The following is a 14,226-nucleotide window of genomic DNA, read 5'->3' on the forward strand; positions in this document are numbered from 1 at the left end:
GCACATCAGGGTCCTGTGGGAGCGGGCTTGCCCCGCGAAGAGGCCGGCACAAGCCAGCACACATGAAAACGGGGCCTTGCGGCCCCGTTGTTCATTACAGGTAGTAGGCCTTCAGCGGCGGGAAGCCGTTGAATTCCACTGCGCTGTAGCTGGTGGTGTAGGCACCGGTCGACAGCCAGTACAGGCGGTCACCGATCGCCAGGTTCAGCGGCAGGCCGTACTTGTAGTGCTCGTACATGATGTCGGCGCTGTCGCACGTCGGGCCGGCGATGACCACTTCTTCCATCTCGCCTTTCTTCTCGGTCCAGATCGGGAACTTGATGGACTCGTCCATGGTTTCGATCAGGCCCGAGAACTTGCCCACGTCGGTGTACACCCAGCGCTCGACCGCGGTGCGCGACTTGCGCGCCACCAGCACCACTTCGCTGACCAGGATGCCGGCGTTGGCGATCAGCGAACGGCCTGGCTCGAGGATGATTTCCGGCAGGTCGTCACCGAAGTCTTCCTTCAGGAAGCGGATGATTTCTTCGGCGTAGGTTTCGAGGCTGTTGGTACGGGTGATGTAGTTGGCCGGGAAGCCGCCACCCATGTTGATCAGCTTCAGTTCGATGCCGTCTTCTTCTTTCAGGCGCTCGAAGATCACCTTGACCTTGGCGATGGCAGCGTCCCAGACGCTGATGTCGCGCTGCTGCGAGCCCACGTGGAAGGAAATGCCGTAGGGCACCAGGCCCAGGTCGCGGGCGAGGATCAGCAGGTCCATGGCCATGTCGGTCTGGCAGCCGAATTTGCGCGACAGCGGCCAGTCGGCAGTGGTCGAGCCTTCAGTGAGGATACGCACGTAAACCTTGGAGCCCGGTGCGGCCTTGGCGATGTTGCGCAGGTCGGCTTCCGAGTCGGTGGCATACAGGCGCACGCCCTTCTCGTAGAAGTAGCGGATGTCCTTGGATTTCTTGATGGTGTTGCCGTAGCTGATGCGGTCGGCGCTGACGCCACGGTCCATCACTTTGTCCAGCTCGTAGATCGAGGCGATGTCGAAGCTTGAACCTTTTTCTTTGAGCAGGTCGATGATCTCGACCGCCGGGTTGGCCTTGACCGCGTAGTAGACCTTGGCGAATTCGAAACCGGCGCGCAGGTCGTCATAGGCCTGGCTGATCATCTGGGTATCGATGAGTACGAACGGGGTTTCCTGCTTGTCGGCGAACGCCTTCATTTTCTGGAAGGTGTCACGCGCGAAATAGTCTTCGACCTGGATCGACATGCTCAGGGACTCCATGGGCAAACTGAAAAGATAAGTGGCTGCAAACTGAACGTCCTCCGTATCCCCACTTTGGTTCGCCTACTCAGTACTTGAGCCGGATGGATCGTTTCCAGCATGGACGTTCGGCGCGCACTTTAGGGCGTGAAGAATGCAAGATCAACAGGCAATCCGGGCGTGTTCGTCGCGGATCGACGACCTGCCATTTGAATAACCGACTCATGTGACCGGCAGATGTTCCCCTGGGGTTCGCAAGCGTAAAAAATTGTGGAATAGACCGTGTTGTCCCTTTCGCGGGTAAACCCGCTCCCACAGGGATTACGCTATGCCTGTGGGAGCGGGTTTACCCGCGAAGGGGCCGGTGGTGTTCATATTTATGGCCACGATTTGCTGGCACACCCGTCCATGAAATCCGCAAAAATTTTTTGTTACCGACTGGCGGATTTGCCGGTTTTGATGAGAAACATTACTATTCGCACCCTTGTCTGCCTCCCTGACGACTACCACCGTGTCCGCACACAAAGGCTTCCTCGACCACTACCATGAGCTGATCGGCACCTGGACGCGCAAGCTGCGCAGTCGCCAGCAGGCCGAGGACCTCACGCACGATGCCTTCGTCAGGGTTCTGGAGAACCCCCGCGAGCAGGTCGAGCAGCCACGCGCTTACCTGCACCAGACGGCGCGCAACATTGCCGTGGATGGTTTTCGCCGCGAGGACCGGCGCCAGGCGCTGGAAGTGTTCGATGAAAGCAGCACAAGCAGCAGCGGCGACCCCGAAGCCTACGTGCACGCCCTGGAGCTGGCCGACAGCGTCGAACGGGCGCTGGCCGAATTGCCCCTAAACTGCCGCCGGGTGTTCATCTGGCAGAAGCTCGAAGGCCTGACCCAGGCCGAGATCGCTCAGCGCATGGGCTTGAGCAAGAACATGGTCGAAAAGTATATGATCCGCACGCTCCGACACCTGCGTGAACACCTGGATGTGTCGGGATGATGAGTCAGGAGACCTCGATGAAACAGCACGGCACCGACACCGTCCGCGAGCAGGCAGCCGAATGGTTCGCCCGCGTGCAGGACGCGCCGCGGGATGCCGAGCTGCAGGCGCGCTTGCACACCTGGTTGGCAGCGGACCCGCGCCATCGCGATGAATTCGAGCAGCTTGCCAGCCTGTGGCGCGCCGCCGACTTCATTCCGCGCCAGCGCCTCGAGGCGCTGTGCCAACCAGAACCGGTGCATCAACTGCCGCGCCGGCGCCTGGCACGCCAGGCATTGGTGGCCGGGGTGGCGGTGGTTGCCCTGGGCTTAGGCTGGAGTGGCTGGCAGTACCAGCGCCTCAACCATCAGGGCCAGTTGCAGACCGCCTTTGCCGAACGGCGGCAGGTCGCGTTGCCGGATGGGTCGCAACTGACGCTGAACGGCGGCACGCAACTGCAGGTCGATTTCAGCGCGGGGCGTCGGCACATCCAGCTGAATGCCGGCGAAGCGATGTTCATCGTGGCCCACGACAGCAGCCGGCCGTTTGTGGTCGACACCGCCCAAGGCCGCGTGACCGTCACCGGCACCCGCTTCGATGTGCGCCTGGACCCGGCCGCCACCCGCGTGGCGGTGGAGCAGGGTTCGGTGCGTGTGCAGGGCAAGGATGCCTCGCAGGCGCAACTGACGGCCGGCCTGGGCGCGCATATAGACGCACAAGGCAAGGTGACGCCTCCCTTCGCGGTCAATGCCGCCGCGCTTACCGCCTGGCGCCAGGGCAAGCTGGTGTTCGACAACGCCACCCTGGCCGAGGTGGTGGCCGAAGTGTCGCGCTACCGCACTGAGCCGCTGCGCGTTGCCCCCGGCAAGGTGGCGCAGTTGCGCCTGTCCAGCACCTTCAGCAGCGACGACACCGATGCCTTGTTGCGCGCCTTGCCGAGCATTCTGCCGGTGGCTATCAAAGCCCATGAAGACGGTTCTCGCGAAATAATCGCGAAATAGATTCAGGTTTTTTTCAGCCCGTTCGTCTTCCTCGCCAGCTGCAACTGCCAAGCATTTCCATTTGCATGCGGTTGGCGTTTATCCCGAACTTCAGGATGTCTTGACGACGTGAACAACAACAAGCCTTTCCCACGCGTGCGCGCCCTGGCGCTGGCCCTTGCGGTCAGTGCCGTGGCCGTCAACAGCCAGGCCGAGCAGGCCGGCACTGCCATTCAGATCCAGGCGCAACCGCTGGCTTCGGCGCTGAGCCAGCTGGGCCAACAAACCAACCTGCAGCTGTTCTACCGCCCGGAGCTTGTGGCTGGTAAGCAGGCCCCGGCAGTGTCCGGCAACCTGGCGCCGGTGCAGGCGCTGCAACAGTTGCTGCAAGGCAGCGGGCTGACGTTCGAGGTGTCGCAGGACACCGTGGTGGTCAAGCCACTGCCCACCACGCTCGACCTGGGCAGCGGTAGCCTGGAGCTGGCGCCCACTGACATCAAGGTTGTCGGCGACTGGCTGGGCGATGCTGACCAGGCCGTGGTCCAGAACCACCCAGGCGCGCGCACCGTGGTGCGGCGTGAGGCCATGGTGGAGAAGGGCGCGATGAACGTGCGTGACGTGCTGCGCGGTATCCCTGGCGTACAGGTGCAGGATTCCAATGGCACCGGTGGCAGCGACCTGTCCCTGAACGTTGGCGTGCGCGGCCTGACCTCGCGTTTGTCACCACGCTCGACCGTGTTGATCGATGGCATCCCGGCTGCCTTCGCCCCCTATGGCCAGCCGCAGTTGTCGATGGCGCCGATCTCTTCGGGCAACCTCGACAGCATCGACGTGGTGCGCGGTGCCGGCTCTGTGCGCTATGGCCCGCAGAATGTCGGTGGGGTGATCAACTTCGTCACCCGGGCAATCCCGGAGCAGGCCTCGGCGCAACTTTCCACCACCCTGGAAACCTCGCAGCACGGCGGCTGGAAGCACACCGAATCGGCCTTCGTCGGCGGCACCGCCGACAACGGCATGGGCGTTGCGCTGTTGTACACCGGGGTGAACGGCAACGGCTACCGCGAGAGCAACAACGGCAATGACATCGACGACGTCATCCTCAAGACCCACTGGGCGCCGACCGACGTCGACGAGTTCTGGCTCAACTTCCACTACTACGATGGCCGTGCCGACATGCCCGGTGGCTTGACCCAAGCTCAGTACGACAGCAACCCGTACCAGTCGCTGCGTGACTACGACTACTTTGCCGGCCGGCGCAAAGACGTGTCGTTCAAGTGGCAGCGCCAGCTCGACGACGCCACCCAGTTCGAAGTGCTGACCTACTACACCGACAGTTTTCGCGGCAGTGCCATCGCCTCGCGTGACATGAAGACCCTGTCCTCGTACCCACGCAACTACCACACCTTCGCCATCGAGCCGCGGGTGTCGCGGATCTTCTTCGCCGGCCCGACCACCCAGGCAGTCAGTGTTGGCTATCGCTACCTGAAAGAAGCCATGCGCGAGCAGTCGACCCGCCTGGCGCTGATCGACAACGTACCGACGTCGACCCCGACCTCCGACGGCCACGTGTTCCAGGACCGCAGCGGCGGCACCGAAGCCAGCGCCTACTACATCGATGACAAGATCGACGTCGGCAACTGGACCATCACCCCGGGCGTGCGCTTTGAGCACATCAACACCGACTGGCGCGACCGCCCGGTGCTAGACGCTAACAACCGCCCGGTGGCGGAGAAAAAGCGCAGCATCACCAGCAACGAGCCGCTGCCGGCGCTGAGTGTGATGTACCACCTCTCCGATGCCTGGAAGGTGTTCGCCAACTACGAGACCTCGTTCGGCAGCCTGCAGTACTTCCAGCTGGGCCAAGGCGGCACCGGCAACAGCACGGCCAATGGCCTGGAGCCGGAAAAGGCCAAGACCTACGAGGTGGGTACGCGTTATGACAATGGCGGCTTCGCCGGTGAGCTGACAGCGTTCTATATCGACTTCGATGACGAGCTGCAGTACATCAGCAACGATGTCGGCTGGACCAACCTGGGTGCGACCAAGCACCAAGGGATCGAGGCGTCGGTGCGCTATGACCTGGCCGGGCTGGATGCACGGCTGGAGGGGCTGTCGGTCAATGGCGGCTATACCTATACCCGCGCGACCTACGAGGGGGAGATTCCTGGTTTCAAGGGCCGTGATCTGCCGTTCTATTCACGCCAGGTGGCCACTGCCGGCGTGCGTTACGCGGTCAACCACTGGACCTGGAACCTGGACGCCTACGCCCAATCCAAGCAGCGCGCGCCGGGTACCGGTATCAATGCCGATGGCAGCTTCAATGGCGACTACATCACCGAGCCGAGCGCCGATGGGCAGTATGGCGACATTCCGGGCTACGTGACCTGGCATGCCCGCGGTGGGTACGACTTCGGGCCGAAGCTGTCCAACCTGACGCTGGCGGCGGGGGTGAAGAACCTGTTCGACAAGCAGTACTTCACCCGCTCCAGCGATAACAATGCGGGGATTTATGTGGGTGAGCCGCGGACGTTCTATGTGCAGGCCAGTGTAGGGTTCTGATGTAGCGTCGCCTGCTTCGCGGGTAAACCCGCTCCCACAGGAGTTACGCAGGACCTGTGGGAGCGGGTTTACCCGCGAAGAGGCCAACTCATTTCTTCAGGAGACCACCGCCTCAGCCGGCGAAACAATGCTGGTCTTCGCCCCCCGCGAACGCCCCGAGCTCAGGTAAGCCGCAATCGACTCCTGCGTCACCTCGCCCAAAAACACCTGCTCGGCATCCAGCACCGGCAACCACGCCCGATTGAACTCGTACATCCGCGACAGCAGGATGCGCAAGTGCTCATCGTGCGACGCCGTGGCGTTGAATTGGCGCAGGAAGTCGCCACAGGTCCCTTGCTGGCGGTGCATGTCGCGCCGGCGCACATAGCCCATCGCCTTGTTCTGCGCATCGGTCACTACCACATAGCGGCGGTCGTGCTCGTCCAGCAGCTCCAGCGCGTCGCTCACCGGCGTCTCCGGGCTTACCGACGGTGCGTTGTCTGCCGCATCCTCGGCGCGCACCAGCAACAGGCGTTTCAATGTGCTGTCCTGGCCGACGAAGTTGCTGACAAAATCATCCACCGGGTGCGCCAGCAGGGTGTCCGGGTGGTCCAGCTGCAACAGCTTGCCGGCACGGAAGATGGCGATCTTGTCGCCCAGCTTGATCGCTTCGTCGATGTCGTGGCTGACCATGATCACGGTCTTGTTCAGCGCCCGCTGCATCTCGAAGAACTCGTTCTGGATCATCTCGCGGTTGATCGGGTCGACCGCGCCGAATGGCTCGTCCATCAACAACACCGGGGCCTCGGCCGCCAGGGCGCGGATCACGCCAATACGCTGCTGCTGGCCGCCGGACAACTCGCGTGGGTAGCGCTGCAGGTACTGCTTGGGTTCGAGCTTGATCATGTGCATCAGCTCGCGGGCGCGGTCGTGGCACTTCTGCTTGTCCCAACCCAGCAGGCGGGGGACCACGGTGATGTTCTCTTCGATGGTCATGTTGGGGAACAGGCCGATCTGCTGGATCACGTAGCCGATGCGCCGGCGCAGGGTCACTTCGTCCAGCGCGCTGGTGTCTTCGCCATTGATGAACACTTGGCCCGAGGTGGGCGTGATCAGGCGGTTGATCATCTTCAGCGTGGTGCTCTTGCCGCAGCCCGAGGGGCCGAGGAACACGCAGATTTCGCCCTCGTTGACGGTGAGGTTGACCGCGTCGACGGCTTTGACGTCCTTGCCGTTGACGTTGAAGGTTTTGCTGAGGTTCTTGAGTTCGATCATGAGCGCAGTCCTTCTGGAGTCAGGGCACGTTGCAGGGTTTGCAGCAGCAGGTCGGCGATGATCGCCAGCAGGCTGACCAATACGGCGCCGACCAGCAGCATCGACATGTCGCTGCGGCTGATGGAGGTGAGGATGAGGACGCCCAGGCCGCCAGCACCGATGGTCGCGGCAATGGTCATCACGCCGATGTTCATCACCACGGCGGTGCGTACACCGGCCAGGATCACCGGCACCGCGATGGGCAGTTCGACCATGCGCAGGCGCTGGCCGAAGGTCATGCCGATGCCGCGCGCGGCTTCACGGATGCCGGGCTCGACGTTGGTCAGCGCCAGGTAGGTGTTGCGCAGAATCGGCAGCAGTGAATAAAGGAACACGGCGGTGATCGCCGGCAGTGGGCCGAGGCCCTGGCCGAACTTGGAATAGAACGGCAGCAGCAGGCCGAACAGGGCGATCGAGGGGATGGTCAGCAGCACCGTGGCACTGGCTTGCAGGGGGCCGGCGACGGCCGGGAAGCGAGTCATCAGGATGCCCAGTGGCACGCCAACGAGGATGGCCAGGCTGACGGCAATGCCGACCAACATGATGTGCTGCCAGGTCAATTGCAGGACCTGGGCCCAATCGAGGTGGGCGAAGGTGTCGAGCAGGCTCATGGCTGTACCTCCTTCAAGGGGTGTTCACGCAGGAAGGCTGCGGCCACGGCGGTCGGGTTCTGGTGTTCGACGTCGACCTTGGCGTTGAGCTGACGCATGGTGTCGTCGTCGAGCTGCTCGGCCAGCGGTTTGAGCAAGGCGGCCAGTTGCGGGTTGGCGTCGAGCACGGCTTTGCGTACGACAGGCGCAGCGGTGTAGTCAGGGAAGTAGTGCTTGTCGTCTTCGAGCAACTTGAGGTCGAACGCGTTCAGGCGCCCGTCGGTGGTGTAGACCAGCCCGGCGAACACCTGGTTGTTGTGCATGGCGGTGTAAACCAGCCCCGCGTCCATCTGGCGGATGTTGGCCCTGCCGACTTGCAGGTCGTACATGGCTTTGAGGCCGACCAGGCCGTCCGGGCGATTGGCGAACTCGGTGTCCAGGGCTACCAGGTGGTTGCGTTTGCTTTCGTCACGTAGCACCTGGTTGAGGTCGCTGATCGTATTCACCTGCGGGTAGGCCTCGGCGACCTCTTTAGGCAGGCCAAGGGCATAGGTGTTGCTGAATTTCGACGGGGTCAGCCAGATCAGGTCTTTTTTCGCATCAAGCGCCTTGACCTTGGCGTAAGTGGCTTCGGCGTTTGGCATGCGTTCATCGATGTGGTTGTACGACACCAACGACACACCGGTGTACTCCCACATCAGGTCGAGCTGGCCGGTTTCCTGCGCCTGGCGTGCAATGCTGCTGCCAAGGCCGGTGGTCACGCGCACATCGAAGCCGTTGGCGCGCAGGTATTGGGCGGTGATTTCGGCAAGCACGGTCTGTTCGGTGAACACCCGCGCACCGATACGCACCAGCGGTTTGTCCGCTGCTTGGGCAACACCTGCAAACAGCAGGGCTGCGCCGAGCAGCAAGGCGATTCTCTTCTTCATACGTTCCCTCGTCTTATTGGGCCAGGCCACGTTCCAGCCAGCGCTTGCTGGAGAAGCTCACCAGGGCGTCGAGCAGCAATGCCAGCAGCGCCGTACACGCGGCGCCCAGCAGCAGCTGCGGCTGGTTGTTCAGGGCAATGCCAGGGAAAATCAGGCTGCCCAGGCTGTTGGCACCAATCAGGAAGGCCAGGGGTGCGGTGCCCACGTTCAGCGCCAGGGCCACACGCACACCGCCGACGATGATTGGCACGGCATTGGGCAGTTCCACCTGCCACAATTGCTGGCGCGGGGTCATGCCGATGCCGGTGGCGGCTTCCTTGAGCGAGGCGGGGACGTTTTTCAGGCCTTCGTAAGTGTTGCGCACGATGGGCAGGAGGGAGGCGAGGAACAGCGCGAAGATCGCGGGCCCGGCGCCGATGCCCAGGATACTGAGCGCGATGGCCAGAACGGCCAGCGGGGGGATGGTGTTGCCAACGTTGAAGAACTGCATGAAGCGCTCGGCTTTGTCGACCCGGTGCGGTCGACTTAGCGCAATGCCAGCGGGGATGCCCACGGCCAACGCCGCCGCCATCGAAGCCAGCACCAGTATCAGGTGCGCTTGCAGGTAGAACCCAAGATCGTCGCGGTAACGCGCGATCGTGTCGATGCCGATCCAGTGGATCAGCAGGGCCAGGATGACGAGCACGGTGGCGCATCCCAACAGCCCTTTTCCGTAGCGTGTAGCCACAGGCGGACTCCTTGTGTTGTCGGCGAGCACACTCTTTTTTTGGCCGGCCATACCTGGCAGCGAGTGGTGTGTTCGCGAGTAGCAGCGTGAAGCAACCGAAGGCTGCGATCAGGCCATGAGCCGAACCCCGTCGGGCCCGAAAAAGCTGATGAAACCAGTCCCCAACCGAAGCGGGTTGCAGGGGAGTGGACGTCTCCGAGGGCGTAAAGGTTCCCATCTGAGGCGGCATTTGGCCAGTGTTAATCACTGGTGGATATGAAATATGGCGAGAAAAAACAGCGACTTAACGCGCTGGAGGCGTTGAAATAACTGGCCTGTGGCCTTTTGTCGTGATAAAGCGTTTGCCTTCTGAATTTGTATTGGCTGTGCCGGCCCTTTCGCGGGTAAACCCGCTCCCACAGGGTTAAGCCTTGTACGGTCCGTGTGGGAGCGGGTTTACCCGCGAATAGGCCGGCACAGGCACCACTCATTCCTCCAGTTTTGGTCCAGGCCCAACTTCAGGTATGATATCGCCCCTTTTTGAATCCCCCAGTCAGGCGATTTCCCATGACCAACCAGGCCGCCGAAGTCGCGAAGCGCCGCACTTTCGCCATTATTTCCCACCCCGACGCCGGTAAGACCACCATCACCGAGAAGCTCCTGCTGATGGGCAAGGCCATTGCCGTCGCCGGTACCGTGAAGTCGCGCAAGTCCGACCGCCACGCCACCTCCGACTGGATGGAAATGGAGAAGCAGCGCGGCATCTCCATCACCACCTCGGTGATGCAGTTCCCGTACCGCGAGCACATGATCAACCTGCTCGACACCCCCGGCCATGAAGACTTCTCGGAAGACACCTACCGCACCCTGACCGCAGTGGACTCGGCGCTGATGGTGCTCGACGGCGGTAAAGGTGTAGAGCCGCGGACCATCGCCCTGATGGATGTCTGCCGCCTGCGCGACACGCCCATCGTCAGCTTCATCAACAAACTCGACCGTGACATCCGCGACCCGATCGAACTGCTCGACGAGATCGAAGCCGTTCTGAAGATCAAGGCCGCGCCGATCACCTGGCCGATCGGTTGCTACCGCGATTTCAAGGGCGTGTACCACCTGGCCGGCGACTACATCATCGTCTACACCCCGGGCCACGGCCATGAGCGTACCGAGGTCAAGATCATCGAGAAGCTCGATTCCGATGAAGCCCGTGCGCACCTGGGTGACGAGTATGATCGCTTCCTCGAACAGCTTGAGCTGGTTCAGGGCGCTTGCCATGAATTCGATCAGGACGAGTTCATCAACGGCCAGTTGACGCCGGTGTTCTTCGGTACCGCACTGGGCAACTTCGGTGTCGACCATGTGCTCGACGCCGTTGTCGACTGGGCGCCGCGCCCGCTGGCCCGTGTGGCCCACGAGCGTACCGTGGAGCCGGTGGAAGAGAAGTTCACAGGCTTCGTGTTCAAGATCCAGGCGAACATGGACCCGAAACACCGCGACCGTATCGCTTTCATGCGCATCTGCTCGGGCAAGTACGAGAAGGGCATGAAAATGCGCCACGTGCGTACCGGCAAGGACCTGCGCATCGGTGACGCGCTGACCTTCTTCTCTTCCGAGCGCGAGCAGTTGGAAGAAGCCTTTGCTGGCGACATCATCGGCCTGCACAACCATGGCACCATCCAGATCGGCGACACCTTCACCGAAGGCGAGGCGCTGGGCTTCACCGGTATTCCGCACTTCGCTCCAGAGCTTTTCCGCCGTGTGCGCCTGAAAGACCCGCTCAAGTCCAAGCAGTTGCGTCAGGGCCTGCAGCAATTGGCCGAAGAGGGCGCGACCCAGGTGTTCTTCCCCGAGCGCAGCAACGACATCATCCTCGGTGCGGTCGGTGTTCTGCAGTTCGACGTGGTCGCCAGCCGCCTGAAGGAAGAGTACAAGGTCGAGTGCGCCTACGAGCCGATCACTGTGTGGTCCGCGCGCTGGATCAGCTGTGACGACAAGAAGAAGCTCGAGGAATTCCAGACCAAGGCCATGGAGAACCTGGCCATCGACGGTGGCGGTCACCTGACCTACCTGGCGCCGACCCGGGTCAACCTGTCGCTGATGGAAGAGCGCTGGCCGGACGTCAAGTTCCGTGCTACCCGCGAACACCACTGACCCCAGGGCTGATCTAGCCCCCTGTAGGAGCAGCCTTGTGCGGCGAAGAGGCCGGTAATAACACCCACATAGGTGGTGGTTTCACCGGCCTCTTCGCAGCACAAGGCTGCTCCTACAAAAAGCCCTGTTGATGCTGATTGCCCAGATCCACGTCTGCGCTATCTGCGAACATCACTGACCCCAGGGCTGATCTAGCCCCCTGTAGGAGCAGCCTTGTGCTGCGAAGAGGCCGGCAATATCACCCACATTAGGTGGTGGTTTCACCGGCCTCTTCGCAGCACAAGGCTGCTCCTACAAAAAGCCCTGCTCCTACAAAAGCCATGCTAATTGCACCTGCAGCTTTATCACTGCATGAAGCCTTCCATGAAGTCTGCGAGCGAGCTGGCCAGGCGCCGCCTCCAAGGCGCGCTGGCGGGGTTGGCGAGGGTTCGGTCCTCGTGCACGAAGCTTTGGATGATCGCGTTGTAGCCCAGCCAGCGGCAGGGCTCGGCCGGCCAGGTGGCCAGGCTCGACAGCGGACGGTTGTCGAGCACCCAGGGTTGTGCGGTCAGTGCGTTGTGCTGGTTGAGGATCAGCGCAGCCAGGGTGCGCCCGCCGAGGTTGGTGGCACCGACGCCTTCGCCGCCATAGCCACCGGCCAGGGCAAGACCGCGTTGGCGGTCGCACAGCATGTGCGGGCGGAAGCGCCGGGCCATGCCCAGGTTGCCGCCCCAGGAATGGGTGATGCGCACATGCTTGAGCTGGGGGAACAGCTCGCTGAATAGGTAGCGGCGCAGGTCAACTTCGGCATCGCTCAGGGTGAAGTCTTCGCGTAGCCGGCCACCGAAGCGGTAACCGCCGCGGGCGCCGAACACCAGGCGATTGTCGGCCGTGCGCTGGCCATAGGTGACCTGGCGGCTGCTTTCGCTGAACGCCTGGCCCTGGCTCAGGCCGATCTGTTCCCAGGTCGACTCCGGCAGTGGCTCGGTGGCCACCAGCAGGCTCTGCACTGGCAGTTGATGCTTGCCCAGCGGTGGCAGGCTGGCGGCGTAACCTTCCACAGCGGGCACCGTCCACTGGCAGCGGATGCGTGCCAGCGGGGTACGCACTTCACCCGGCTGCCAGTCGATGGCAGGGGTGTTCTCGTAAATCGGCACGCCGAGGTTTTCTACCGCCCGGGCCAGGCTGCGCGCCAGCTTGGCCGGCTGGATCGTTGCGGTGTGCGGGCTGTAGATCGCACCGTAGGCGTTACTGACCCGCAACTGGGCGTCCAGCTGCTCGGGGCGCAGCCAGCGGTAGTCATCTTCTGTCATGCCCTGGCGATAGAGGTCGTCCAGGTAGGCGCGCAGGCTGCGCTCCTGCTCGGGGTAGCGGGCAGCGCAATACAGCACGCCACCTTTGCGGTAGTCGCAGTCGATGGCTTCGCGTTGCAGCACGGCGTGCACTTCATCTGGAATGCCGTGCAGCAGGTCGATGCTGGCGCGGCGTTGTTGCGGCGACAGGCTGGCGAGCAGGCGGTCCTCGCCGAGCAGGTTGCCCATCAGCCAGCCGCCATTGCGCCCCGATGCGCCGAAGCCGGCGATGTTGGCCTCGATCACCGCGATGTTCAGCTGTGGCGCCTGGCGCTTGAGGTAGTACGCGGTCCACAGGCCGGTATAACCGGCGCCGATGATGCACACGTCAACGTCGAGGTCATCGCGCAGTGCCGGGCGCGCGCACAGCGGCTCGTCGAGCTGGTCCATCCACAGGCTGAGCGTGCGCAGGGGTTGCATCGGGTTCGGCTCCACATCGGTCAAGGTCTGTGGGCGATCCTAGTGCTGTCAGCCAGCGGCTGTCTTACGTGCGTGCACGCAGAGAAATTTGCTTGAGGTAAGCCTTGGGCGTGAGTCCGGTGTTTTCCCGGAAGCACTTGTAGAACGCCGACAGCGAATTGAAGCCCGCGCTGAATGCCAGGTCGTCGATCGGAGCATGGGCAGTATTGTCGTCCAGGCTGGCCATCAGGTGCTGCAGGCGCGCCTGGTTGACGTAGCGGTAGAAGCTTTGGCCCAGCACCTGGTTGAGCAGGTAGGAGATCTGGTTGCGGCTGTAGCCACTGGCATCGGCGACCTGTTGCAGGTCCAGTTCCGGGTCGAGGTAGGGGCGTTGACGCTGAAAGTAGTGCTCCAGGTCCTGGGCCATGGTCGACAGCTGGCGCGGCGAAAGGCCGAGGCGGCTGGTGGCCGGTCGCGGCCCGGCGTTGGTCAGCCCCTTGCCCTGCTGTCGCACCAGCGTGGCGTATTCGTTGACCCGCCAGATCAGGCCATCCTTCACGGTGATGGCCTCGCTGGACTGGAACGCGACCAGGCCTTCGCCGCCCTGCACGGTGACCTGGTACTGGATGAAGGCAGTGCAGCCATCGACGCGGATGCGGTCGCTGTGGACGATATCTTCACCCGCCTCACGTGGCAGGCTGGCGCGCACGTAGTCGCGCAGGTCGTTGAAGCCGAGCACGCGGTTCTGGAAGAAGTCGTGGTACCGCACGTCTGGGTGATACAGCGCAATGACGCCGTCGAGGTCGCGGTGCTTCCAGCACAGGTGATAGCGCATCACGGTTTCGGCGGTGATGGGCGTCTGTTCGGGGCCGTCGGCAGGGGGGGTAGAACGCATTGGCAAATAGTGCCGGGGGCAGGGGCGGTAGGCAAGCCAGTGGGCGCGGCCAGAAGACATTGCATAAACCCTGAGCCTGTACGAGCAAACCGGGTGTTTTGCACGACTCCAGGAAACGTGTTTGAGCTAACCCGTTGATTCGCTTGAAAGTCATTTTTTGACACATGT

At 62.6% G+C, this 14,226-nt stretch carries 11 protein-coding genes; 4 read left to right on the plus strand and 7 right to left on the minus strand.

The window, feature by feature from the left end:
- Positions 1-94 precede the first annotated feature (94 nt).
- Positions 95-1,258, minus strand: a complete 1,164-nt coding sequence (locus D886_RS0119865) for a type III PLP-dependent enzyme (protein ID WP_027595561.1) — start codon at positions 1,256-1,258, stop codon at positions 95-97.
- Between the two features lie 505 nt (positions 1,259-1,763).
- On the opposite strand from D886_RS0119865, the gene D886_RS0119870 reads away from it, so the two are divergent.
- The 3 genes from D886_RS0119870 (at position 1,764) to D886_RS0119880 (ending at position 5,764) form a co-directional block, all read left to right on the plus strand.
- Positions 1,764-2,246: a sigma-70 family RNA polymerase sigma factor gene (locus D886_RS0119870; protein WP_027595562.1), complete on the plus strand. Its 483-nt coding sequence runs from the start codon at positions 1,764-1,766 to the stop codon at positions 2,244-2,246.
- A gap of 17 nt (positions 2,247-2,263) precedes the next feature.
- Complete coding sequence (locus D886_RS0119875; protein WP_027595563.1) at positions 2,264-3,226, plus strand: FecR family protein; 963 nt, start codon at positions 2,264-2,266, stop codon at positions 3,224-3,226.
- A 108-nt stretch (positions 3,227-3,334) separates the two neighbouring features.
- On the plus strand, positions 3,335-5,764 hold the full coding sequence (locus tag D886_RS0119880) for a TonB-dependent receptor (protein ID WP_027595564.1): 2,430 nt from the start codon (positions 3,335-3,337) through the stop codon (positions 5,762-5,764).
- A gap of 96 nt (positions 5,765-5,860) precedes the next feature.
- On the opposite strand, the gene D886_RS0119885 is transcribed toward D886_RS0119880, so the two are convergent.
- From D886_RS0119885 to D886_RS0119900, 4 genes are read right to left on the minus strand one after another with little or no spacing between them, the layout of a single operon-like run.
- Positions 5,861-7,018 (minus strand): betaine/proline/choline family ABC transporter ATP-binding protein, encoded by a 1,158-nt coding sequence (locus tag D886_RS0119885; protein WP_027595565.1) that lies wholly within the window; start codon positions 7,016-7,018, stop codon positions 5,861-5,863.
- The gene (locus D886_RS0119890; protein ID WP_008090677.1) at positions 7,015-7,668 is read right to left on the minus strand and encodes an ABC transporter permease; all 654 of its coding nucleotides are present in this window, start codon (positions 7,666-7,668) and stop codon (positions 7,015-7,017) included. The genes D886_RS0119885 and D886_RS0119890 overlap by 4 nt, the downstream gene beginning before the upstream one ends.
- The gene (locus D886_RS0119895) at positions 7,665-8,576 is read right to left on the minus strand and encodes a glycine betaine ABC transporter substrate-binding protein (RefSeq protein ID WP_027595566.1); all 912 of its coding nucleotides are present in this window, start codon (positions 8,574-8,576) and stop codon (positions 7,665-7,667) included. Before D886_RS0119895 ends, D886_RS0119890 begins: the two co-directional genes overlap by 4 nt.
- 13 nt (positions 8,577-8,589) lie before the next feature.
- On the minus strand, positions 8,590-9,303 hold the full coding sequence (locus tag D886_RS0119900) for an ABC transporter permease (protein ID WP_027595567.1): 714 nt from the start codon (positions 9,301-9,303) through the stop codon (positions 8,590-8,592).
- A gap of 546 nt (positions 9,304-9,849) precedes the next feature.
- Here D886_RS0119900 and D886_RS0119905 point away from each other — a divergent pair.
- Positions 9,850-11,433, plus strand: a complete 1,584-nt coding sequence (locus tag D886_RS0119905) for a peptide chain release factor 3 (protein ID WP_027595568.1) — start codon at positions 9,850-9,852, stop codon at positions 11,431-11,433.
- Positions 11,434-11,777: 344 nt separating this feature from the next.
- Here D886_RS0119905 and D886_RS0119910 read toward each other — a convergent pair whose 3' ends face one another.
- Together D886_RS0119910 and D886_RS0119915 are read right to left on the minus strand one after the other, a co-directional pair.
- Positions 11,778-13,184 (minus strand): FAD-binding oxidoreductase, encoded by a 1,407-nt coding sequence (locus D886_RS0119910; protein WP_027595569.1) that lies wholly within the window; start codon positions 13,182-13,184, stop codon positions 11,778-11,780.
- Between the two features lie 64 nt (positions 13,185-13,248).
- Entirely contained in the window at positions 13,249-14,058 is an 810-nt protein-coding gene (locus D886_RS0119915; RefSeq protein ID WP_027595570.1) for a nuclear transport factor 2 family protein, read from the minus strand.
- Between the last annotated feature and the right edge of the window lie 168 nt (positions 14,059-14,226).

The sequence above is a fragment of the Pseudomonas sp. LAIL14HWK12:I7 genome (genome assembly GCF_000483465.1).
GTDB lineage: Bacteria > Pseudomonadota > Gammaproteobacteria > Pseudomonadales > Pseudomonadaceae > Aquipseudomonas > Aquipseudomonas kermanshahensis.

What these genes read in the sequence shown, in the direction of transcription:
- D886_RS0119865 (WP_027595561.1), bottom strand. Translation starts at nt 1,258, where the DNA reads ATGTCGATCCAGGTCGAAGACTATTTCGCGCGTGACACCTTCCAGAAA.
- D886_RS0119875 (WP_027595563.1), top strand. Translation starts at nt 2,264, where the DNA reads ATGAAACAGCACGGCACCGACACCGTCCGCGAGCAGGCAGCCGAATGG.
- D886_RS0119885 (WP_027595565.1), bottom strand. Translation starts at nt 7,018, where the DNA reads ATGATCGAACTCAAGAACCTCAGCAAAACCTTCAACGTCAACGGCAAG.
- D886_RS0119890 (WP_008090677.1), bottom strand. Translation starts at nt 7,668, where the DNA reads ATGAGCCTGCTCGACACCTTCGCCCACCTCGATTGGGCCCAGGTCCTG.
- D886_RS0119895 (WP_027595566.1), bottom strand. Translation starts at nt 8,576, where the DNA reads ATGAAGAAGAGAATCGCCTTGCTGCTCGGCGCAGCCCTGCTGTTTGCA.
- D886_RS0119905 (WP_027595568.1), top strand. Translation starts at nt 9,850, where the DNA reads ATGACCAACCAGGCCGCCGAAGTCGCGAAGCGCCGCACTTTCGCCATT.
- D886_RS0119910 (WP_027595569.1), bottom strand. Translation starts at nt 13,184, where the DNA reads ATGCAACCCCTGCGCACGCTCAGCCTGTGGATGGACCAGCTCGACGAG.
- D886_RS0119915 (WP_027595570.1), bottom strand. Translation starts at nt 14,058, where the DNA reads ATGCGTTCTACCCCCCCTGCCGACGGCCCCGAACAGACGCCCATCACC.